This is a genomic window from Pantoea sp. ME81, assembly GCF_903970985.1.
GTDB classification, from domain to species: Bacteria; Pseudomonadota; Gammaproteobacteria; order Enterobacterales; family Enterobacteriaceae; genus Pantoea; species Pantoea communis.
The window spans coordinates 1-20761 of the sequence record NZ_CAJCKS010000037.1; the positions used below are offsets into that span (position 1 = coordinate 1).

At 55.1% G+C, this 20761-nt stretch carries 21 protein-coding genes and 1 riboswitch; of the genes, 12 read left to right on the forward strand and 9 right to left on the reverse strand.

The features are described 5' to 3' along the window. Both H7A81_RS09225 and rpsU read right to left on the reverse strand, forming a co-directional pair. On the reverse strand, nt 1-178 hold a 178-nt coding region (locus H7A81_RS09225), incomplete at its 3' end, for a CHC2 zinc finger domain-containing protein (protein WP_255478931.1). Between the two features lie 118 nt (nt 179-296). Then, the gene (rpsU, locus tag H7A81_RS09230; protein WP_001144069.1) at nt 297-512 is read right to left on the reverse strand and encodes a 30S ribosomal protein S21; all 216 of its coding nucleotides are present in this window, start codon (nt 510-512) and stop codon (nt 297-299) included. 278 nt (nt 513-790) lie between these two features. On the opposite strand from rpsU, the gene tsaD reads away from it, so the two are divergent. After that, nucleotides 791-1804: a tRNA (adenosine(37)-N6)-threonylcarbamoyltransferase complex transferase subunit TsaD gene (gene tsaD / locus H7A81_RS09235; RefSeq protein ID WP_182057327.1), complete on the forward strand. Its 1014-nt coding sequence runs from the start codon at nt 791-793 to the stop codon at nt 1802-1804. Between the two features lie 30 nt (nt 1805-1834). On the opposite strand, the gene plsY is transcribed toward tsaD, so the two are convergent. Then, nucleotides 1835-2434, reverse strand: coding sequence for a glycerol-3-phosphate 1-O-acyltransferase PlsY (plsY, locus tag H7A81_RS09240; protein WP_034828352.1), 600 nt, complete (start codon nt 2432-2434; stop codon nt 1835-1837). A gap of 107 nt (nt 2435-2541) precedes the next feature. On the opposite strand from plsY, the gene folB reads away from it, so the two are divergent. Then, nucleotides 2542-2901: a bifunctional dihydroneopterin aldolase/7,8-dihydroneopterin epimerase gene (gene folB / locus H7A81_RS09245; RefSeq protein ID WP_034828354.1), complete on the forward strand. Its 360-nt coding sequence runs from the start codon at nt 2542-2544 to the stop codon at nt 2899-2901. Between the two features lie 191 nt (nt 2902-3092). Beyond that, on the forward strand, nt 3093-3911 hold the full coding sequence (gene bacA / locus H7A81_RS09250; protein WP_058959467.1) for an undecaprenyl-diphosphate phosphatase: 819 nt from the start codon (nt 3093-3095) through the stop codon (nt 3909-3911). Nucleotides 3912-3928: 17 nt separating this feature from the next. Here the strand turns inward: bacA and H7A81_RS09255 are convergent, their stop codons facing one another. Both H7A81_RS09255 and H7A81_RS09260 read right to left on the reverse strand, forming a co-directional pair. Then, nucleotides 3929-5161: a multifunctional CCA addition/repair protein gene (locus H7A81_RS09255; protein ID WP_034828358.1), complete on the reverse strand. Its 1233-nt coding sequence runs from the start codon at nt 5159-5161 to the stop codon at nt 3929-3931. Nucleotides 5162-5302: 141 nt separating this feature from the next. Continuing rightward, complete coding sequence (locus tag H7A81_RS09260; protein ID WP_034828360.1) at nt 5303-5926, reverse strand: TIGR04211 family SH3 domain-containing protein; 624 nt, start codon at nt 5924-5926, stop codon at nt 5303-5305. Between the two features lie 204 nt (nt 5927-6130). Here H7A81_RS09260 and H7A81_RS09265 point away from each other — a divergent pair, with 204 nt between their 5' ends. The 3 genes from H7A81_RS09265 to hldE all read left to right on the forward strand — a co-directional run bounded on the left by H7A81_RS09265 (nt 6131) and on the right by hldE (nt 11886). Further along, complete coding sequence (locus H7A81_RS09265; protein WP_182057315.1) at nt 6131-7441, forward strand: inorganic triphosphatase; 1311 nt, start codon at nt 6131-6133, stop codon at nt 7439-7441. Between the two features lie 31 nt (nt 7442-7472). After that, nucleotides 7473-10331, forward strand: a complete 2859-nt coding sequence (gene glnE / locus H7A81_RS09270) for a bifunctional [glutamate--ammonia ligase]-adenylyl-L-tyrosine phosphorylase/[glutamate--ammonia-ligase] adenylyltransferase (protein ID WP_182057316.1) — start codon at nt 7473-7475, stop codon at nt 10329-10331. A gap of 127 nt (nt 10332-10458) precedes the next feature. Then, nucleotides 10459-11886: a bifunctional D-glycero-beta-D-manno-heptose-7-phosphate kinase/D-glycero-beta-D-manno-heptose 1-phosphate adenylyltransferase HldE gene (gene hldE / locus H7A81_RS09275; RefSeq protein ID WP_166933445.1), complete on the forward strand. Its 1428-nt coding sequence runs from the start codon at nt 10459-10461 to the stop codon at nt 11884-11886. Between the two features lie 237 nt (nt 11887-12123). On the opposite strand, the gene H7A81_RS09280 is transcribed toward hldE, so the two are convergent. Beyond that, nucleotides 12124-12429 carry an accessory factor UbiK family protein gene (locus H7A81_RS09280; protein ID WP_182057317.1) on the reverse strand — a complete coding sequence of 102 codons (306 nt, stop codon included), beginning with the start codon at nt 12427-12429 and terminating at the stop codon, nt 12124-12126. Nucleotides 12430-12600: 171 nt separating this feature from the next. Then, nucleotides 12601-12750: riboswitch (FMN riboswitch) on the forward strand. A gap of 111 nt (nt 12751-12861) precedes the next feature. Here H7A81_RS09280 and ribB point away from each other — a divergent pair. Beyond that, nucleotides 12862-13518, forward strand: a complete 657-nt coding sequence (gene ribB / locus H7A81_RS09285) for a 3,4-dihydroxy-2-butanone-4-phosphate synthase (RefSeq protein WP_034828370.1) — start codon at nt 12862-12864, stop codon at nt 13516-13518. Nucleotides 13519-13737: 219 nt separating this feature from the next. Further along, nucleotides 13738-14523 carry a 4,5-DOPA dioxygenase extradiol gene (gene ygiD / locus H7A81_RS09290; RefSeq protein WP_182057318.1) on the forward strand — a complete coding sequence of 262 codons (786 nt, stop codon included), beginning with the start codon at nt 13738-13740 and terminating at the stop codon, nt 14521-14523. Between the two features lie 37 nt (nt 14524-14560). On the opposite strand, the gene H7A81_RS09295 is transcribed toward ygiD, so the two are convergent. From H7A81_RS09295 to tolC, 3 genes are all read right to left on the reverse strand, one after another. Beyond that, entirely contained in the window at nt 14561-15724 is a 1164-nt protein-coding gene (locus tag H7A81_RS09295; protein ID WP_160833689.1) for a glutathionylspermidine synthase family protein, read from the reverse strand. A gap of 8 nt (nt 15725-15732) precedes the next feature. Beyond that, on the reverse strand, nt 15733-16422 hold the full coding sequence (locus H7A81_RS09300) for a DUF1190 family protein (RefSeq protein WP_097118143.1): 690 nt from the start codon (nt 16420-16422) through the stop codon (nt 15733-15735). 141 nt (nt 16423-16563) lie between these two features. After that, on the reverse strand, nt 16564-18036 hold the full coding sequence (gene tolC / locus H7A81_RS09305; protein WP_182057319.1) for an outer membrane channel protein TolC: 1473 nt from the start codon (nt 18034-18036) through the stop codon (nt 16564-16566). Between the two features lie 212 nt (nt 18037-18248). Between tolC and nudF the strand changes: the two genes are divergently transcribed. Genes nudF through yqiA form a run of 4 tightly spaced genes read left to right on the forward strand, consistent with a single transcriptional unit; the run spans nt 18249 to nt 20756 of the window. Continuing rightward, nucleotides 18249-18884 carry an ADP-ribose diphosphatase gene (nudF, locus tag H7A81_RS09310; RefSeq protein ID WP_034828380.1) on the forward strand — a complete coding sequence of 212 codons (636 nt, stop codon included), beginning with the start codon at nt 18249-18251 and terminating at the stop codon, nt 18882-18884. Next, nucleotides 18881-19306 carry a DUF1249 family protein gene (locus tag H7A81_RS09315; RefSeq protein ID WP_034828381.1) on the forward strand — a complete coding sequence of 142 codons (426 nt, stop codon included), beginning with the start codon at nt 18881-18883 and terminating at the stop codon, nt 19304-19306. Before nudF ends, H7A81_RS09315 begins: the two co-directional genes overlap by 4 nt. Nucleotides 19307-19343: 37 nt before the next feature. After that, nucleotides 19344-20171: a 3',5'-cyclic-AMP phosphodiesterase gene (gene cpdA, locus H7A81_RS09320; RefSeq protein ID WP_034828383.1), complete on the forward strand. Its 828-nt coding sequence runs from the start codon at nt 19344-19346 to the stop codon at nt 20169-20171. 3 nt (nt 20172-20174) lie between these two features. Further along, nucleotides 20175-20756, forward strand: a complete 582-nt coding sequence (yqiA, locus tag H7A81_RS09325; protein WP_058961936.1) for an esterase YqiA — start codon at nt 20175-20177, stop codon at nt 20754-20756. The last annotated feature ends 5 nt before the right edge of the window (nt 20757-20761 follow it).

The following is a 20761-nucleotide window of genomic DNA, read 5'->3' on the forward strand; positions in this document are numbered from 1 at the left end:
AATAAAACTGCTTCTCACCGCTTACGGTGAAAGAGGGGGTTTTCTCGTTATGAAAAGGACAGCACGCGTGATAGTTCTTACCCTGCTTTTTCAGCTTAACGCGGGCATCGATAAGATCCACGATATCCGTGCGGGCAAGTAAGTCATTGATAAATACGCGTGGAATTCGTCCAGCCATAAGCCCCGGTTTTTCAGCTCATAAACGGCAACAAGCCGCGCTTCCTTTCGGAAAGCACGGCCTCTTACTTGACTCTGTCTGCGTTTAACACGCGGCGGAAGCGAACTTCCGAAAGAAATTAGTACAGACGAGTGCGGCGTGCGTTTTCGCGAGCCAGTTTCTTGGCGTGACGCTTAACAGCAGACGCTTTAGCGCGCTTACGCTCAGTCGTTGGTTTTTCATAAAACTCACGACGACGAACTTCCGCCAGAACACCTGCTTTCTCGCAAGAACGCTTGAAGCGACGCAGTGCTACGTCGAAAGGCTCGTTTTCACGTACTTTAATTACCGGCATGTAACTCTTACCTCGATAAATTCGGTTTTGCTGCTGACTGCGGCGCCAGCACTTTTAAAATGGTGCAGCATTTTACTCCAGCCGTAGCTGACTTGTAAAGCACCATGAACAATTTAGAACCAACAGAGACATATGCCATCGCGGCTGCCGGTTTTTTCAGGCCGTGGAGTATAGCGCACTCTTTGTGCGACAGAAAAACACTTTTTCCTGGCAAAGTCGTCCAGCGTGTGATTCGCCTGTGCTACACTGCGCGCCGCAAGAAGAGGGTGATGAAAGCTATGCGAGTTCTGGGTATTGAAACGTCCTGCGATGAAACCGGCATCGCGATTTATGACGATGCGTCCGGTCTGTTGGCGAATCAATTATATAGCCAGGTCAAACTGCACGCCGATTACGGTGGCGTAGTGCCCGAACTGGCCTCACGTGACCACGTGCGTAAAACCGTTCCGCTGATTCAGGCTGCGCTGAAAGAAGCCGGATTAGCCGTAAAAGACATTGATGCCGTGGCCTATACCGCCGGTCCAGGTTTGGTTGGTGCGCTTTTAGTCGGGGCGACTGTCGGCCGTGCACTGGCGTTCGCGTGGAATGTGCCTGCGGTGCCTGTGCATCATATGGAAGGCCATCTGCTGGCGCCGATGCTGGAAGACAATCCACCGGAATTCCCGTTTGTGGCACTGCTGGTTTCGGGGGGGCACACGCAGTTGATCAGCGTCACGGGTATTGGTGAATACACTTTGCTGGGTGAATCGATTGACGATGCGGCTGGCGAAGCTTTCGATAAAACCGCCAAACTGCTCGGTCTGGATTATCCAGGCGGGCCGATGCTGTCGCGCATGGCGCAGCAGGGCACGCCGGGTCGCTTCAAATTCCCGCGCCCGATGACCGATCGCCCAGGGCTGGATTTCAGCTTCTCGGGTCTGAAAACCTTCGCCGCCAACACCATTCGTGAACATAACGGCGATGAGCAGGCGCGTGCCGATATCGCTCGTGCGTTTGAGGATGCAGTGGTGGATACGCTGATGATCAAGTGCAAACGCGCGCTGGAGCAGACCGGCTTTAAACGCCTGGTGATTGCCGGTGGTGTCAGCGCCAACCGCACGTTGCGTGAGCGTATGGCCGAGATGATGCAAAAGCGCGGTGGCGAGGTGTTTTATGCGCGTCCGGAGTTCTGCACCGATAACGGCGCGATGATTGCCTACGCTGGCATGGTGCGGCTGAAAGGCGGCACACGCGGTGGATTAGGCGTCAGCGTCAGGCCACGTTGGCCACTGGCCGAATTGCCCGCTATCTAAAATGAAAAAACCGGCATCGCGCCGGTTTTTTTATTTCTTCTTTTTCCGCTTCCAGATCTTATTTTCCTGCCCGCGCCACAGGCGCTGGATGTTGTCGTGATGACGCAACAGAATCAAACAGGAGAGCATCGAAACCGGGAAGGTAAACTGCGGTTTGAACCACCACACGTAGAACGGGGCAATCAGCGCACTGACAATCGCACCCAGCGAGGAGTAGCCGCTCAGCAGCACCGTCAGCAGCCAGGTGCCGGTCATCAATCCCGTCAAATCCCAGCCAATGGGCGCGATCGCACCGAATGCGGTTGCCACGCCTTTACCACCACGAAAACGGAAAAACACCGGATAGATATGGCCGAGACAGGCGGCAATCGCGGTTAAGCCGAGATACATCGGCGTGACGTGCAGCAGATAGGCGATCCATACCGGAATCATCCCTTTAGCGACATCGAAAATCAGTACCGCTGCGGCAGCGGCTTTGCCACCAATGCGCAACACGTTGGTCGCACCAGGGTTGCCGGAGCCAGCGGTACGCGGATCGGGTAAACGCGCGAGTTTACAAACCAGGATCGCACTGGAAATCGAGCCGCAAAGATACGCGAAAATAATCATACCAAGCGCGATAGCACTCATAGCCTCGTACCGTTCCTTTTGGGTCGTTTTGTTCTCGATAAGCGTGGATAATACGCATAATCCGCCGGAAGTGGTATCCGGCTTAGCCAAAAACAGAGACTGACATCATGGATATCGTATTTATAGAACAACTCACCGTGTTCACCACCATTGGCGTTTACGACTGGGAACAGGGCATGCAGCAGAAGCTGGTGCTCGATGTCGAAATGGCGTGGGACAACCGTCGTGCTGCGGTGAGTGACGATGTGAACGACTGTCTGAGCTACGCCGATGTCACCGAGGTTATCCTCAATCATCTGCAGGGCCAGCGCTTTGCCCTGGTCGAACGCGTGGCGGAAGAAATTGCCGATCTGTTGATGAATCGTTTCAAAACGCCCGGTGTGCGCATCAAGGTCGGGAAACCTGGCGCGGTGGCCCAGGCAGCGACCGTTGGCGTGCGTATCGAGCGCGGGACTATTCCTAAATAAATCATCCGTGATTGCCATCACAATGAAACCAAACCAAATTATGGTGTGTCTCACTTGAGGCCGTTGCGCTAACGGACGCGAAGTTGCCGATTTTCTTAAGGTTTCCTTCAGCGTGGCGCAGGCATAATTTTAGGCGGTAGCACCTTGCGACCGCCTTTTTACTGTTTAAAACGGATAGAGGAAAAATTTTGATGGCAGATATTCACCAGCTTTGGGTTGCTGCAATCCTGGGGGTTGTGGAAGGCCTCACGGAATTCCTGCCGGTCTCTTCTACGGGCCATATGATCATCGTTGGCCATCTGTTGGGCTTCGAGGGCGATAAAGCTGAAACCTTTGAAGTCGTCATTCAGCTGGGTTCAATTTTAGCGGTAGTGGTGATGTTCTGGCGTCGCCTGTTCGGACTGATTGGTATTCACTTCGGTAAAGAGCCGCATGAAGGCACTGGAACCGGGAAATTGACCCTGATTCACATTTTGTTAGGTATGGTTCCGGCGGTGGTGATTGGCTTGCTGCTGCACGATCAAATCAAAAGCCTGTTTAATCCGATTAACGTGATGTACGCACTGGTCGTCGGCGGCGTGTTGCTGTTGGTGGCTGAGTACTTCAAACCTAAACAGCCTAAAGCGGTAGGTATCGATGATATCACTTACCGCCAGGCGTTTATGATTGGCTGCTTCCAGTGTCTGGCGCTGTGGCCGGGCTTCTCGCGCTCGGGTGCCACCATTTCTGGCGGTATGCTGATGGGCGTGAGCCGTTATGCTGCATCAGAGTTCTCATTCATCCTTGCGGTGCCGATGATGATTGGTGCCACCGGATTGGATCTCTACAAGAGCATGGGCTTCTTGACCATGCAGGATTTCCCAATGTTCGCCGTCGGCTTCGTGACCGCCTTTATCGTGGCTCTGCTGGCGATCAAAGTGTTCCTGGAACTGATTAAGCGTATCTCGTTTGTTTCGTTCGCTATCTATCGCTTTATTGTGGCTGCGGCGGTTTACGCCATCTTCATGTAAGCGCGGCGTGCGGCCGGTTATGCTGGCCGCACGTTGATCAACCCATCCTGCACTGCCATCACCCGACGACGCGTCAACTCTTCCCGCACGGCTGGTCCTTTAAAACCTGCAGCAACCACATCCTTCGTTGGCACCGCCTGAGCCAGCGCAAACGCCTGACGCAGATAATCGCCTTGTGGATAGGCCATGCTTTCCATTCCCGTGCGACCACGCGCATCGGCTTCGCTGGTCAGTGCCATCTTCTCTACGCGATCGGGCTTGCGCCATGCATCAATGCGATCGAACAGGGCAACCAGTGATTCCGCTGACTGGCGTTCAATGGTGTGGACGATATCGTGGAATTCGGTGACCACCAGTGCCAGATCGCGCACCTGATTGGGCACGCGCAGCCGCTGGCACAGCGCTTCGACAATCGGCACACCGGCTAAACCGTGGCCATGATGGCTCGGCCATTTTTCCGGCGGCGTCAGTGCCTTACCGACATCGTGGAACAGCGTGGCAAAGCGCACATCCAATTCCTCTGACAGCGCGGCAGACATCGTCAGCGTCATTAACGCGTGCACGCCGGTATCAATTTCGGGATGCCATTTGATCGGCGCCGGAATGCCGTACAGGTTATCCAGCTCCGGGAACAGCACCTGCAATGCGCCGCAGTCACGCAATACCTGAAAATAGACCTGCGGATTGCGGGTCAGCAGCGCCTTCTCGGTCTCTTTCCACACGCGTTCGGCCGTGAGGTCAGCTAATTCGCCGCTCTCCGCCATCTCACGCATTAAGGCCTGCGTTTCATCCGCGACACGGAAATTGAGGTGGGCAAAACGGGCAGCGAAACGCGCCACGCGCAGCACGCGCAGTGGATCTTCGTTAAAGGCGGATGAGACATGGCGCAGGGTGCGTTTCGCCAAATCCTGCTGTCCGCGATAAGGGTCGATTAAGCTACCGTCGTCGGCCTGCGCAATGGCATTGATGGTGAGATCGCGGCGCTGCAAATCCTGCTCCAGCGTCACGTCTGGGGCAAATTGTGTGACAAAACCGGTGTAGCCTTTGCCATTTTTGCGTTCGGTACGCGCCAGTGCATACTCTTCACGACTGCGTGGGTGCAAAAAAACCGGAAAATCCCGGCCCACCTGCTGGTAACCTTGTGCCAGCATCGCTTCAGGTGTGGCACCGACCACCACCCAATCTCTATCTTTTACCGGCAAACGCAGTAAGGCATCACGCACCGCGCCACCGACCAGAAACGTCTTCACTCAACCACTCCAGAGGCAATGTATTCTGCGCGCCGTGCACGCATGTTGCGTTATTGTTGCATACTTTGGCTAAATATCGGGCACGCCAAAAGGGGCATCTTACGATCCCCTTGAAGAAAAGAACAAATCGGCGTGGCGGTTTTAGTTCATCCAGCGATCGTTTTTCTTGCGGCGCGGCACCATGTGCGGCAGCACCAAACCAAGCAGCAAGCCAACACCTAACACGCCGCCGCCATACATAAACCACTGCATGATGATGGTGCGCTGTTTGTCATCCAACTGGACGTTCGCGGCGCTGACTTTCTTCTGCGCGACAATCAGCTCATTTTTCAGCTTTTGATTTTCCGCTTTCAGGCCGTCAATGGTGCCGTCGCTGTTCGCCACTTTACTCTGCATTTCAGAAGTACGCTGATTCCAGCTGTTATCGATATTCGCCAGCTTAGCGGTGAGATCTTTGACCTGTTGCTCCAGCTGCGGCACGCGAGTGCGCAGGCTCGGTTCGGCACTCAACTGGGACAGTGGGATCCAGTTGGTTTTCCCTTCGGCATCACGAATCTGGCCATATTGGGAATCGTTGTTGACCTGCAACAGGGTGACTTCCTCTCCGGCATTCAGCTTGCCAATCAGGCGATATTGATCGCCCGGGCCGCTGCGTACCCAAGTAGATAATTCATCGGAGATATAACGCTTTTCGTCAGCAGCATGAACGGGGGCGATGGCGCTAAATGCCAGCAAAGAAAGGGCAGCAAGTGTGATTTTTTTCATTCGATGTCGTTTTTTCTTAATGGCGTAAAATTACCGGCACAGTCTGGAGACGCTTCTCAAAAATCTGAATGAGAACTATCCTGGTCTCAATCTGGTGCGAAAAGGGTCGTAAAAGCACAAGAAAGCGGAGACAGCGGGCTTCCGGTGCATTACTCTTCGCCAGATTAAACTCGTAAGTGCCAGCAGCGTATTGAATAAAAAATTATGACCATCGAAATCGAATTAAAGTTCATTGCCACACCACAAGCCGCCGAAAAACTCGGTGAAACCCTTGCCGCGTGGCCACATCAGCACTTCGCCGCGCGCGAGCTGACCAACATCTATTTTGAGACCGATGACAATCAGCTACGTCGTTGGGACATGGGCCTGCGCATCCGCGGTGTCGATCAGCGTTATGAGATGACGCTGAAGGCCGCCGGAAAAACCGTGGGCGGTCTGCATCAGCGCCCGGAATATAACGTCGACCTCACCGAGCCAACGCTGGATATCGCCCAGCTGCCGGCTGAAATCTGGCCAGAAGGCACCGATGTGGCGGCATTACAGCAGCGCCTGCAACCGCTGTTCAGCACCCATTTCCAGCGTGAAGCCTGGCTGGTGCAGTTTGGTGAGAGCGAAATTGAAGTGGCGTTTGATCGTGGAGACGTTGCCGCAGGTGAATTGAGCGAGCCGCTGTACGAAGTGGAGCTGGAGCTGAAAAGCGGCCAGCGCGCCGACATGCTGAAGTTCGCTGAAGCCTTGATCACTGCAGGCGGCCTGCGCCTGGGCAGCTTGAGCAAAGCCGCGCGCGGTTATCAGCTGGCTCAGGGCAATTCTGCCCGTCCGCTGCGTGCGTTAGCGCTGCAAAAAATCGGCGCTAAAGCCACGGTAGAGCAGGGCATGATCAACGCGATGACCGCCGGTCTTAACCAGTGGCAGTACCATGAAGAAGTGTGGCTGCGTGGAAATGCCGATGCCAAAGAAGCGGTGATGGATGCGCTGGAAACCCTGCGACAGGCGTTCTCGCTATTTGGTGCGCTGGTGCCGCGCAAGGCGAGCAGCGATCTGCGTCAGAAGCTGACGCGTCTCGATGAGCTGTTAGCAGATGCAGAAATTGATGCGGAAACCGCCTGTTTTTCTACGGTCTCTGTTGATGCCCAGTTAGCACTTACTCACTGGCTGGTGGAGTCACAATGGCAGAACTGGCTGGATGATAAGAGCAAAAGCAAGCTGCAGGGGTCGTTCAAACGCTTCAGCGATATCATGCTCAGCCGTATTGCTGCCGATCTGCGTGAGACCTTTGTCGACGTGCAGCTGTTTAACGAATTTCAGGACAAATCCACGCGCCTGAATCGCCAGCTGTTAGCGGTGCATCTGCTGGCAGGGGCTTATCCAGCGGAAGAGGTGAATGTCTGGCTGGCAGGCTGGCAGGAGCTGCAGCATGCGATTCGCATCCAGCAGGAGCGCGGGTTGATTCAACTGGTTAATCTGGCCATTCGGCCATCGCCGTTCTGGCTGAATAGCGGAGTGAAACGCTAAGTCGGACGCACAATCGAATCAGGGAGGGAAGATGTTGTTACCGTTACCGGCGCTGATGCAGGCGCAGTTAGCTATCGTGGCCGAGCGCCTGAATATGCCGCCTTCCGCCTTTACGGCAGAGCAGGCGGGCGCGCTGACCTTTAGTGACTTTATCGTTGATAACCTGCAGCAGCATCCGGAGTGGTGGCAACAGCTCCAGCAGCAACCGCCTGCGCCAGATGAGTGGCAGCACTACAGCACCTGGCTGAATCAGGCGCTGGCAGGCGTAGTTAATGAAACTTCCCTGATGCGCGAATTGCGTCTGTTCCGCCGCCATATGCTGGTGCGTATAGCGTGGATGCAGGCGCTGCAACACGCCAGTACCGAACAGAGCCTGACGCAACTCAGCACGCTGGCGGAGATCCTCATCGCCGCCGCACGTGATTGGGTGTGGCAGGATTGCAGCCGCGATTTTGGCACGCCGTGCAATGAAGCCGGTGAAGCGCAGCCCATGCTGATCCTCGGCATGGGCAAGCTGGGCGGCGGCGAACTCAACTTTTCTTCCGATATCGACCTGATCTTTGCCTGGCCGGAAAACGGTGTTACGCAAGGCGGCCGTCGTGAACTCGATAACGCTCAATTCTTTACCCGCATGGGTCAGCGCCTGATCAAAGTGCTGGATCAGCCTACCGTGGATGGTTTCGTCTATCGCGTGGATATGCGTCTGCGCCCGTTTGGTGACAGTGGCCCGCTGGTGCTGAGCTTTGCTGCGCTGGAAGACTATTATCAGGAGCAGGGTCGCGACTGGGAGCGTTACGCGATGGTCAAAGCGCGCCTGATGGGCGACGACCAGGGCCACTGGAGCCAGGAGTTGCAGCAGATGCTGCGCCCGTTCGTCTATCGCCGCTACATCGATTTCAGTGTGATTCAGTCACTGCGTAACATGAAAGGCATGATTGCCCGTGAAGTACGGCGTCGTGGCCTGAAAGACAACATCAAACTCGGGGCGGGCGGCATTCGCGAAACCGAATTTATCGTGCAGGTGTTCCAGCTCATTCGTGGTGGACGTGAGCGCTCACTTCAGCTCCGTTCCCTGCTGCCAACGCTGCAGGCCATCGGTGAACTGGCTTTGCTGAGTACGGCGCAGGTGGAACATTTGCGTGAGGCCTATCTGTTCCTGCGTCGTCTGGAAAATCTGCTGCAAAGCATCAACGATGAGCAGACGCAAACGCTGCCGGAAAACCCACTCGATCGTCAGCGTTTAGCCTGGGCGATGGGCGCGGCGGACTGGGATGCGCTGATGGCGCAGCTTGAGCAGCAGATGGCAGGCGTGCGCAGTATCTTTGATGAACTGATTGGTGATGATGCGCCAGACGTTGACGATCAACCGCAGCTGGCTGAATTCGCAGGCCTGTGGCAAGACACGCTGGAGGAGAGCGATCTCATTCCTGTCGTGCCACAGCTGAACGAAGCGCAACGTCATGCGCTGTATGAATCGCTCAACAGTTTCCGCCAGGATGTCAGTCGTCGCACCATCGGACCGCGTGGGCGTTTAGCGCTTGATCAACTGATGCCGCGTCTGCTGAGTGAGGTTTGTCCACGCGAAGACGCCGATGTGGTACTGGGGCGCCTGACGCCGCTGCTGCTCGGTGTGTTAACCCGCAGCACTTATCTTGAGCTGCTGACGGAATACCATGGCGCACTTCGCCATCTGATCCGCCTGTGTGCCGCCTCGCCGATGGTCGCCAGCCAGCTGGCACGTTATCCGCTGTTGCTGGATGAACTGCTCGATCCCGCCACGCTGTACCAGGCGACAGCCACCGATGCGTATCGCGATGAATTGCGCCAGTATCTGCTGCGCATTCCAACCGATGATGAAGAACAGCAGCTGGAAGCGCTGCGACAGTTCAAGCAGGCGCAGCATCTGCGCATTGCCGCTGCCGATATCGCTGAAACGCTGCCGGTGATGAAAGTGAGTGATCACTTAACCTGGCTGGCGGAAGCCATTATCGAATCGGTGGTGCAGCAAGCGTGGCAAATGATGGTGCAGCGCTATGGTCGTCCTTCGCACCTCACCAGCGACAGCGAGCGTGGTTTTGCCGTGGTCGGCTACGGCAAACTGGGTGGCTGGGAGTTGGGTTACAGCTCCGATCTGGATTTGGTGTTCCTGCACGACTGCCCGGACGATGCGGAAACCGATGGCGAACGCGTGATTGATGGCCGCCAATTCTACCTGCGGCTGGCGCAGCGCGTGATGCATCTGTTCAGCACGCGCACCTCCTCCGGCATCTTGTATGAAGTCGATGCGCGCCTGCGTCCGTCTGGCGCAGCGGGCATGTTGGTGAGTACCTTTGCCGCCTTCGATGATTATCAGCGTAATGAAGCCTGGACCTGGGAACATCAGGCGCTGGTGCGTGCGCGTATTGTGTTTGGTGAGACGTCGCTCTGCGATCGCTTCAATGACATCCGTCGCGGCATTCTTTGCCTGCCGCGTGAGCGTCCTGCACTGCAAAAAGAAGTGCGTGAAATGCGCGAGAAAATGCGTGCCCACCTCAGCAACAAACACAAAGGACGCTGGGAGATCAAAACTGATGAAGGCGGCATCACCGATATTGAATTCATCGCGCAATATCTTGTCTTAGGCTACGCGGCAGAGCAGCCTGCATTGACGCGCTGGTCAGACAATGTGCGTATTTTTGAGTTGATGGCGCGTCAGGAGATCATGGATGCAGAAGAAGCGCAGGCGCTGACTCACGCGTACGTCACGCTGCGTGATGCATTGCACCATCTGGCATTGCAGGAGCTGCCGGGGCACGTCGCACCGGAATCTTTTGCTACTGAGCGGGCTGCCGTGCATCGCAGTTGGCAACGCTGGCTGGCTGCCACCGAATCTGATAGCGCGGAAGCGTAAAATAACGCTTCGCCCTTAGTGACCCGGCCTACAGGAAAGCGCGCAGCCCACGCACCTGTGGCTCGAAGTCTTATCGGGGTATGTTATTATCCGCGCATAATTTTGACCGTAGTCTGGAGTCTTTGGAATGAAAGTAACGCTGCCCGCTTTTGGCAAAGCCGCTGTGCTGGTTGTTGGCGATGTCATGTTAGATCGCTACTGGTATGGCCCAACCAGCCGTATCTCGCCTGAAGCCCCGGTACCGGTGGTGAAAGTCGATACCATCGAAGAGCGTCCAGGCGGCGCGGCCAACGTGGCGATGAACATTGCTGCACTGGGTGCTGGTTCGCGTTTGATTGGCCTGACGGGTGAAGACGATGCGGCACGTGTGCTGAGTGAGACGCTGGAAAAGGTCAAAGTCGATTGTGATTTTGTCGCGGTGAAAAGCCATCCCACCATCACCAAACTGCGCGTGCTTTCTCGCAATCAGCAGCTGATCCGCCTCGATTTCGAAGAGGGTTTCGAGCAGGTTGATCCACAGCCTATTCACGATCGTATGCGTCAATCGCTGGCGCAGGCCGGTGCACTGGTGCTGTCAGATTACGCCAAAGGCGCGTTGAGCAGCGTGCAAACCATGATTCAGCTGGCGCGTGAAGCCAACGTGCCGGTGTTGATCGACCCGAAAGGCACGGATTTTGAGCGCTATCGCGGTGCGACTCTGCTGACGCCAAACCTGTCTGAATTCGAAGCCGTGGTGGGTAAATGCAAAACTGTGGAAGAGATTGTCAGCCGTGGCATGCAGCTGATCGCCGATTATGAGCTCTCCGCGCTGCTGGTCACCCGCTCTGAAAATGGCATGACGTTGCTGCAACCGGGCAAAGCGCCGCTGCATCTGCCGACGCAGGCGCAGGAAGTGTTTGACGTCACCGGTGCAGGTGACACGGTGATTGGCGTGCTGGCCGCCGTGCTGGCGGCCGGAGACAGTCTGGAAGAAGCCTGTTTCCTCGCCAATGCCGCAGCGGGCGTGGTCGTGGGCAAACTCGGCACATCAACCGTGAGCACCGTTGAGCTGGAAAACGCTATTCATGCACGTCCCGACAGCGGGTTTGGTGTGATGACCGAAGCCGAGCTTAAAGCAGCGGTGGCGCTGGCGCGTCAGCGCGGTGAGAAAGTGGTGATGACCAACGGCGTGTTCGACATCTTGCATGCGGGCCACGTTTCCTATCTTGCCAATGCACGTAAGCTGGGTGACCGTCTGATTGTTGCGGTAAACAGTGATGCTTCCACCAAACGTCTGAAAGGTGAAACCCGTCCGGTTAACCCGCAGGAAAACCGTATGATCGTGCTCGGTGCGCTGGAAGCGGTGGATTGGGTGGTGCTGTTTGAAGAAGATACGCCACAGCGTTTGATTGCAGGTGTGTTACCGGATCTGCTGGTGAAGGGCGGCGATTATAAGCCGGAAGATATTGCGGGCAGTAAAGAGGTTTGGGCTAACGGCGGTGACGTGCGCGTGCTGAACTTTGAAGACGGTATCTCCACCTCTAACATCATCAAGACGATTCGCAGCCACTCATGATGAGCATTGAGATCCCAGAAGATTCGCTGTCATTAAAAGCGAGCACTGGGATTTTCAATGATTCGCAGCCACTCACGGCGAGCACTGAGATCTCAGGCGATTCGCAGTCGCCAACGGCGAGCGAAAAAGCAGAGGTATTCTGACTAAACAGGCGGCCAAAAGGCCGCCTGTTGTTGTTTGCGAGCAATGTACGCTCAGCAAGTGCTTGCGAGCGATATACGCCGCCGAGTCAGCTAGTTACTGCGGAGTGTCGATCTTACCCGCCGGGTCTGGTGTCACCACCGCAGGTGCCGGTGAGGCTGGGCTCTCACTCTCCAGTTTTGCCAGGCGCTGTTCCAGTGCGGCCAACTTCTCGCGCGTGCGCAGCAGTACCTGCGTCTGCACATCAAACTCTTCACGATTAACTAAATCCATGCGGGTTAACTGCGCCTGCAATACCTGACGAATTTTCTTTTCGACATCGTCGCCAAAGTCGCGAATCCCTTTTGGCATGGCTTCATGGACCTGGCGAGCCAGTTGTTCAATTTTTTTCGTGTCGATCATGATGATTTCCTGGTTGCGGTGGCTGATAACAGCACGTGTTCCGACTCAACAAAGGTTAAGTGTAATGCCTGAAACGAAAAGGTTAAACCTGAATTCCGCATCGCAGTAAATGCAAAAGCATTTGCGCTTTTGTCGATTGCCCGTCCAGATGATTGGCGTTATAGTGACCTCGCTTATTCTCAGGGCGGGGCGAAATTCCCCACCGGCGGTAAATCAGCTTCGGCTGAAAGCCCGCGAGCGCTTTCGCTGCAAAGTGAAAGGTCAGCAGATCCGGTGTAATTCCGGGGCCGACGGTTAGAGTCCGGATGGGAGAGGGTAACGACATCAGCCGGGCTTACGCCCGCGTCACGTTTTTGCCATGTGTATTATTTGCGCACTCCTAAGCACGCCCTGGTTCTGGTAACTCATATATTTTTTATAAGGTTTTTTACCATGAATCAGACGCTTCTTTCTGAATTTGGCACGCCGGAACAGCGTGTAGAACGCGCCATCGATGCGCTGCGTAACGGTCGCGGTGTAATGGTGCTTGACGATGAAAATCGTGAAAACGAAGGCGACATGATCTTTGCCGCCGAAACCATGACCGTAGAGCAAATGGCGCTGACCATTCGCCACGGCAGCGGCATTGTCTGCTTGTGCATTACTGAAGAACGCCGCCAGCAGTTGGATCTGCCGATGATGGTCGAAACCAACACCAGCTCCTATGGCACCGGCTTCACCGTCACCATCGAAGCAGCGGAAGGTGTCACCACCGGCGTTTCTGCCGCTGACCGCGTCACCACCATTCGTGCCGCTGTGGCAGATGGCGCGAAGCCGAGCGATCTCAACCGTCCAGGCCATGTTTTCCCGCTGCGCGCGCGCGAAGGCGGTGTGCTGACGCGTGGTGGTCACACTGAAGCCACCATCGATTTGGTGACATTAGCAGGCTTCAAACCCGCCGGTGTGCTGTGTGAATTGACCAATGACGACGGCAGCATGGCGCATGCGCCAGAAGCGATTGTGTTTGCCAAACAACACGATATGCCGGTCGTAACGATTGAAGATCTGGTGGCTTATCGCCGCGAGCGCGAAACGCGTCAGGCGAGCTAAGCCTCAGTTATCGCCATCAAAAGATCCGCGGTTTTTACAGGCTGCGGATTTTTTTTGCGCGAAAATGCACCTTCAATCCCCATTTTCACCGCCCAACCACTCCGCCATTTCTTATTCAAATTCACTGATAGAGATCATCACAGTTATCAGCGTTAATCCCGGCACGAAAGCGCGTATCGTAGCGGCTAATAAAGCGACACTTTCGTCAGAGGAACCATCATGAGCCACAACCGTATGCCCGCCCTGTTTTTAGGTCACGGCAGCCCGATGAACGTACTGGAAGACAATACCTATACCCGCGCATGGCAGCATCTGGGTGCAACATTGCCACGTCCGCGCGCCATTCTCGCGGTGTCGGCACACTGGTACACACGCGGTACGGCGGTAACGGCCATGCATAATCCGCGCACCATCCATGATTTTGGTGGCTTCCCGCAGGCGCTGTTTGATGTGCGTTATCCAGCACCGGGCTCGCCAGAACTGGCACAGCAAGTGATCGATTTGCTGGCACCGATTGACGTGCATGCCGACCAGGAGTGGGGATTTGATCACGGCTCATGGGGCGTGTTAGCCAAAATGTACCCGCAAGCCGATATCCCAGTGGTGCAGTTAAGTATCGATGGGACAAAACCAGCGGAATGGCACTTCGAACTGGGTCGTAAACTGGCATCGCTGCGTGACGAAGGCGTGATGATCGTCGCCAGCGGCAACGTGGTGCACAACCTGCGGATGCTGCGCTGGCAGGGTGCCGCCACAAGCTATCCATGGGCAGAAAGCTTCAATGAATTTGTGCGTGAGAATTTGAGCTTTGCCGGTGAAGCAGCAGATCATCCTTTGGTGAATTATCTGCAGCACGAAGGTGCAGGGATGTCCAACCCAACGCCAGAACACTATCTGCCGTTGCTCTATATCCTCGGCGCGCGTGCAGCTGAGGAGTCGATCAGCATTCCGGTGGAAGGGATGGAGATGGGCGCTATCAGTATGCTTTCGGTGCAGGTCAGTTAATGCACTGGCCGCCCGCGTCTGACGGGCGGCACAGCATTTATTCGATAAAGGTATGCGGGTAGAAGCGTGACAGATCCTGAGTGATCAGCGCGCGATCTTCACGAATGCCGATGCCAGCAGGTTGATCGTCAATCAGCCAGCTACCGATCAAGGTGTAGCTGTCGCCGAACTTCGGCAACGGATGGAATTGCTGGATGATCATTCCCTCTTCGCCGTACGGACCTTCAGCACGGGCGATCTCCTGGCCGTTTTCAATGATGCGAATATTGGCGCCTTCACGTGAAAACAGCGGTTTCACCACGTACTTGTCCATCTGCGGGGCATTTTTATCATCGGCAAAATAGGCGGGCAGCAGGTTGGGATGGTCAGGGAACATCTCCCACAGCAGCGGCAGCAGCGCTTTATTTGAGATAATGCTTTTCCACGCCGGTTCTAACCAACGCACACCGGCATCTGCCAGCTTGGTGGAGAACACTTCACGCAGCATAAATTCCCACGGATAAAGCTTAAACAGGTTGCTGATCACCTGATCATGCTGATCGGTAAACTGGCCTCTTTCACCCAACCCAATTTCATCGATATACAGGAATTCATTCGGCAGGCCGGCTTCGGTGGCGCAATCCTGCATGTACTGTACTGTGGCACGATCTTCTTCGGTGTCACGGCAGCAGGCAAAGTGCAGCCAGTTAAAACCGTGCTCCTGATGCAACGCGGCAAAGCGCTCAATCAACTTTTCCTGCAGGCTATTAAACTGGTCACTGCCTTGTGGCAGGTTGCCCGCATTGACTTGATCTTCCAGCCAGATCCACTGGAAAAAGGCGGCTTCATAAAGAGAGGTCGGCGTGTCGGCGTTATTCTCCAGCAGCTTGGCATCGCCTTTACCGTCCCAGGCTAAATCCAGACGGGAATAGAGCGACGGCTGACGCAGCTTCCACGAGTCTCGTACGAAGTCCCAGGTGTGTTTGGGAATGCAGAAGCGGGTGAGCAGTTCATCACTGTTCACCACTTTTTCCACCGCCTGCAGACACATCTGATGCAGTTCAGCGGTGGTATCTTCTAATTGCTCAACCTGTGCGAGGGTGAACTGGTAGTAAGCGTCTTCACACCAATAAGGTTCACCGTACATGGTGTGAAACTGGAAGCCATATTCGTTGGCTTTTTCGCGCCAGTCCGGACGTTCGCTGATAGCAATACGTTGCATACTGCGGCTTAGCCTCCCATCGAGCGGCTGCTGCCAGTGCTGCTGCGATTGGTGCTGGTGGCATTGCTGCGCTGCAGGGTGTTTTGTTTCGCAACGCTCTCACCGAAGCCACCACGCGTGATGGTGGAGGTGGTCGCTGGCTTAGGTGCCATGGCGGTTTTCGGCACGTTCATGCTGCGGCCTGAGGTCGCTGCACCATAGTTTTTGCCGGAAGCATCGACAAATTGACCGTTAGCCGGGCTGTTCGGGGTTTTCGGTGAGAACAAGGGTTGCTGCGCAAAGCCCGCGCCGCCGCCCATCATGCGACCCATCATGTAACCGGCCATCAGCGGCATCCAGAAGCTACCGCTCTGCTGCGCTTCGGCATTATTGGTGCTACCGACACCGGCCTGGGCAGGTGTTTGCTGGCACTGATTCTCACCGAACTCTGCGACGCAATCTTCGCGCGTGGCGTATTTCGGTGCGGTGCGTTCGGCTTCTTTCTTCGCATTGTTATACGCAGTGGTACATTGCGCGCTCTGGCTAGGGTTAGCTTTCGCACAATCATCCGCGTTTTGGTACAGCGATACTGTCTCATCGCTTTGTTCGCAGCCAGCCAGCATAAACACTGCGGTAACCGCGAGTGCCACTGGCGTTAAATGGCGTGCCTGCCAGCTTTTACGAAAAGCGGCATGACGAATATGTTTAGTCCGTTTCATTATTTTCATCCTATGCCCAAAGGTGGGGCTTAGGATAGGTGATGAGTGGTGGAAAATGAAGCGAGAAGCCGGATGGCTGGGGGATCTTTACGTTGTTATACGTTTGAATGCGAAAGGGGCCGCAAGCGGCCCCTTAAGGGATTAATTATCGAAAGGATTTCCGCTGCTGTGCGCGGCAGCCGGGCGCGCTTTCGCGGCGGCTGAAGGTGCCGAAGTTTTCGGACCATTATCGACACGTGAAGCCTGCTGGCTGTTTTCCGGTGCCACCACTTCAGGTGCGGTGGTGATTTCCTTGCCCAGCGTGCTGTTCAGCTGCTGCAGGTCCTGCTCATTCAACGTACCCAGCGCATATTTGATGTTCAGCTGGTTAATCAGGTAGCTGTAACGCGCATCAGAAAGTTGCTGTTTAGAGTTGAACAGGGTTGTGGTCGCATCCAGCACATCAACGATGGTACGAGTACCCACCTGATAACCGGCTTCCATCGCATCCAATGAGCTCTGAGCAGACACAACGGCCTGTTTGTAAGCATCGATGCTGCTGATAGACGCATTGACGTTGTTGAAGGACGAACGCACGGTCTGAATCGCACTACGATGTGCGCCTTCCAGCTGTTCGCTGGCGGCAACAAAGTTGTACTGCGCTTGTTTCACCTGCGAGGTCACCGAACCACCGCTGTACAGCGGCAGGGAGAAGCTCAGGCCAACCTGGTTGGAACCCGTGATGGAGTCAGTGGTGCCAGAACTCTGGTTAGCACGGCTGCCGCCATATTTGCTGTTAGACACACCAGTAGAGGCAGTCAGATCCAGCGTTGGCATATGACCAGATTCAGCAGAGCGAATTTGCTCGCGCGCCAGGTCCTGGCTCAAACGTGCAGATAACAGGCTGAGATTGCGGCTTTCAGCCTGCTTCAGCAAGGAAGCAACGGCATCCGGGCGTGCGGTTTTGAAACGATCGATATTCAGTGAAGCCAGTGCCAGATAATCCATACCGGTAATCTGACGCAGCGATTCCACCGCGTTATCAAGGTTGTTACGCGCGGTCACTTCGCTGGCCAGCACGCTGTCGTACTGCGCACGGGCGTTCTGCACGTCAGTGATCGCCACCAGACCCACGTTGAAGCGTTGGGTGGTTTGATCCAATTCGCGGTAGATCGACTGTTTCTGCGCTTCTGTGTAAGAAAGGGTATCAATCGCCTTCAACACGTTGAAATACGCCGTTGCGGTATTCAGAATCAGATCCTGCTGTGCAACCTGATAAGTCACATCCTGAATCCCGGCGGTTTTTTCCTGCAGCGACAGCGCACGCCATTTCGACATATCGAAAATGGTTTGTGTTAATTGCAGAGAAGCGCTGGTCGTGTTGGAATGAAGACCGCTGCTGTCACGGTAACCGTTGTTATAGGTATAATCTGCGCCCAGACCGAGCTGTGGCAATAAAGGGCTACGCGCTTCGTTAATTTTCTCAAAGGCTGCATCACGGTCAGCGGCAGAAGCACGCAGATCCGGGTTGCTAAGGCGCGCCTGCTGGTAAACCTGCAACAGGTTCTCTGCCTGGCTGGCAAGGCTAAATCCGCCCAGGCTCAACCCAATAAAAAGTGGGAGCAGTTTTTTCATTTGCATTCCTTTTGTTGCAGCAAATTGCACTGGTAGTGCTGCAGGTAAGCCAAAAAATAATCGCCGATTCTACAGAGGCGGCGTCAGAGATAAGTTGGCTGAACGTGCCTTCTTCCCCTAATTTACGTAAATAATTCAGAAAGAACCACTCGGACGGAGCACAAGGGTTGGCTTTTCTTCGCTCCATCCCAATCTGCATAAGGAACCAGATGATGGCGGGTGAAAAAAAATCCCCTGTGACTTTCACAAAAAACGATGTAGAAATTATTGCACGCGATACACGCTACGATGGTTTTTTTTCCATTGTCCGCTACCGTTTCCGCCATCGCCGCTTTAATGGCGAGATGAGCGGTGAGGTGGTACGCGAAGTTTTTGAGCGCGGACACGCCGCCGTGCTGCTACCCTATGATCCCTTACGTGACGAAGTGGTGCTAATCGAACAGATTCGCATCCCGGCTTATGATTCCAGCCCAACACCCTGGCTGCTGGAAATGGTGGCCGGTATCATTGAACCCGGTGAAACGCCGGAAGATGTGGCGCGTCGCGAAGCCGTAGAAGAAGCAGGCCTCAAGGTCGGGCGTGTGAAACCGATAGTGAATTACTTAGCCAGCCCAGGCGGAACGTCTGAACGTTTGTCGGTGCTGGTGGGCGAAGTGGATGCCAGCCTGGCAGAGGGAAATCACGGGCTGGAGGAAGAGAATGAGGATATTCTTGTCCATGTGGTGAGCCGCGAACAGGCTTATCGCTGGGTGGAAGAGGGGATTATTGATAACGCGGCATCTGTCATCGCCCTGCAATGGCTGGCGTTGCACCATGAAAAACTACGACAAGAGTGGAAGCTAAAATGAAACAGCGCTATACCCCTGACTTTCCCGAAATGATGCGATTGTGCGAAACCAATTTCGCCCAACTGCGTCGCCTGCTGCCGCGTGATGACGAGGCAGGCGCGTCGGTGATCTATCAGGTGAGCGGCGCCCGTTATCAGCTGACTATTCAAGAGTCGACGCGTTATACCACGCTGGTGGAGATTCGCCAGGTGGCCCCGGCAGTAAGTTACTGGAGCCTGCCATCCATGTCCGTTCGGCTGTACCATGATGCGATGGTCGCTGAAGTGTGTTCCACTCAGCAGATCTATCGCTTCAAAGCGCGCTATGATTACCCTAATAAAAAACTGCATCAGCGCGATGAAAAACATCAGATTAACCAGTTTCTTGCAGATTGGTTGCGCTATTGTCTGGCGCACGGTGCTGTAGCAGTACCGGTCTGCTGATAGCATACAACTATGGCGTGGAGAGAAAGGAAACGCTTTGGATAGCCTGCTTACTCTTCCTGCGGCAAATGGGGCCGATATCAGGATTTTACAAATCACGGACACCCATCTTTTTGCAGGAAAACATCAATCGCTGCTTGGGGTAAATACCTGGTCGAGTTTTGATGCGGTGCTGGACGCCATCATGGCACAACAGCGCGATTATGATTTGATTATCGCCACCGGCGATCTCGCCCAGGATCACACCGTCGAAGCTTATCAACACTTTGTAGCGGGCATTTCACGCCTGCCAAAGCCGTGTGTCTGGCTGCCGGGGAATCACGATTTTCAGCCCGCGATGGTCAATACACTTGCCGATGCCGGAATCGCTTCCGATAAACATGTGCTGTTGGGTGAGCACTGGCAGTTGGTGCTGCTGGATAGTCAGGTCTTTGGTGTGCCGCATGGCATGTTAAGCGAATACCAACTCGAGTGGCTCGACAAGGCGCTGCGCCTGCATCCTGAGCGCCATACGCTGGTGCTGCTGCACCATCATCCGCTCGCTTCCGGCTGTACCTGGCTGGATCAGCATAGCTTGCGCAATCCCCATCAATTAGAAGCGGTGCTGCAACACTTCCCGCGTGCGCGTAATCTGGTGTGTGGCCACATTCATCAGGAATTAGATCTCGACTGGCATGGTCGTCGCGTGCTGGCTTCTCCTTCGACCTGCGTGCAGTTCAAACCGCATTGCACCAACTTCACCATCGATAACGTCGCACCAGGTTGGCGCTGGTTAACCCTGAAGGCAGATGGCGTACTGGAAACCGAAGTGAATCGTCTGCAAAGCGATCTGTTCCGCCCCGATTTAGATTCCGAGGGCTACTAAGCGATGGCGGCGCTGATCTATCTGCACGGATTCAACAGCTCTCCGCAATCGGCCAAAGCCACACAACTGCAGCAGTGGGTAGCCCAACATCATCCGCACATTAATGTTCTGGTGCCGCAACTGCCCACGTTCCCCGCCGAAGCCGCCAGCATGCTGGAAGAGCTGGTGATGCAGTACGCCGGTGAACCGCTCGGCCTGGTGGGATCGTCGCTCGGGGGCTACTTCGCGACCTGGCTCTCGCAATGCTTTATGCTGCCGGCGGTGGTGGTCAATCCAGCGGTGCGCCCGTTTGAGCTGCTGGTGGATTATCTCGGCGAGAACCGTAATCCCTACACCGGCCAGCAATATGTGTTAGAGTCACGCCACATTTACGATCTGAAAGTCATGCAGATTGACCCTCTCGAAGCGCCCGATTTACTCTGGCTGCTGCAACAGACCGGCGATGAAGTACTCGATTACCGCCAGGCGCTGGAATACTACAGCGCGTGCCGCCAAACGGTCGAAGAGGGTGGCAATCATGCTTATATCGGATTCGAACGCCATTTTGCGCAGATCATTGATTTTCTGGGATTAAATGCTCCCTGATTGCT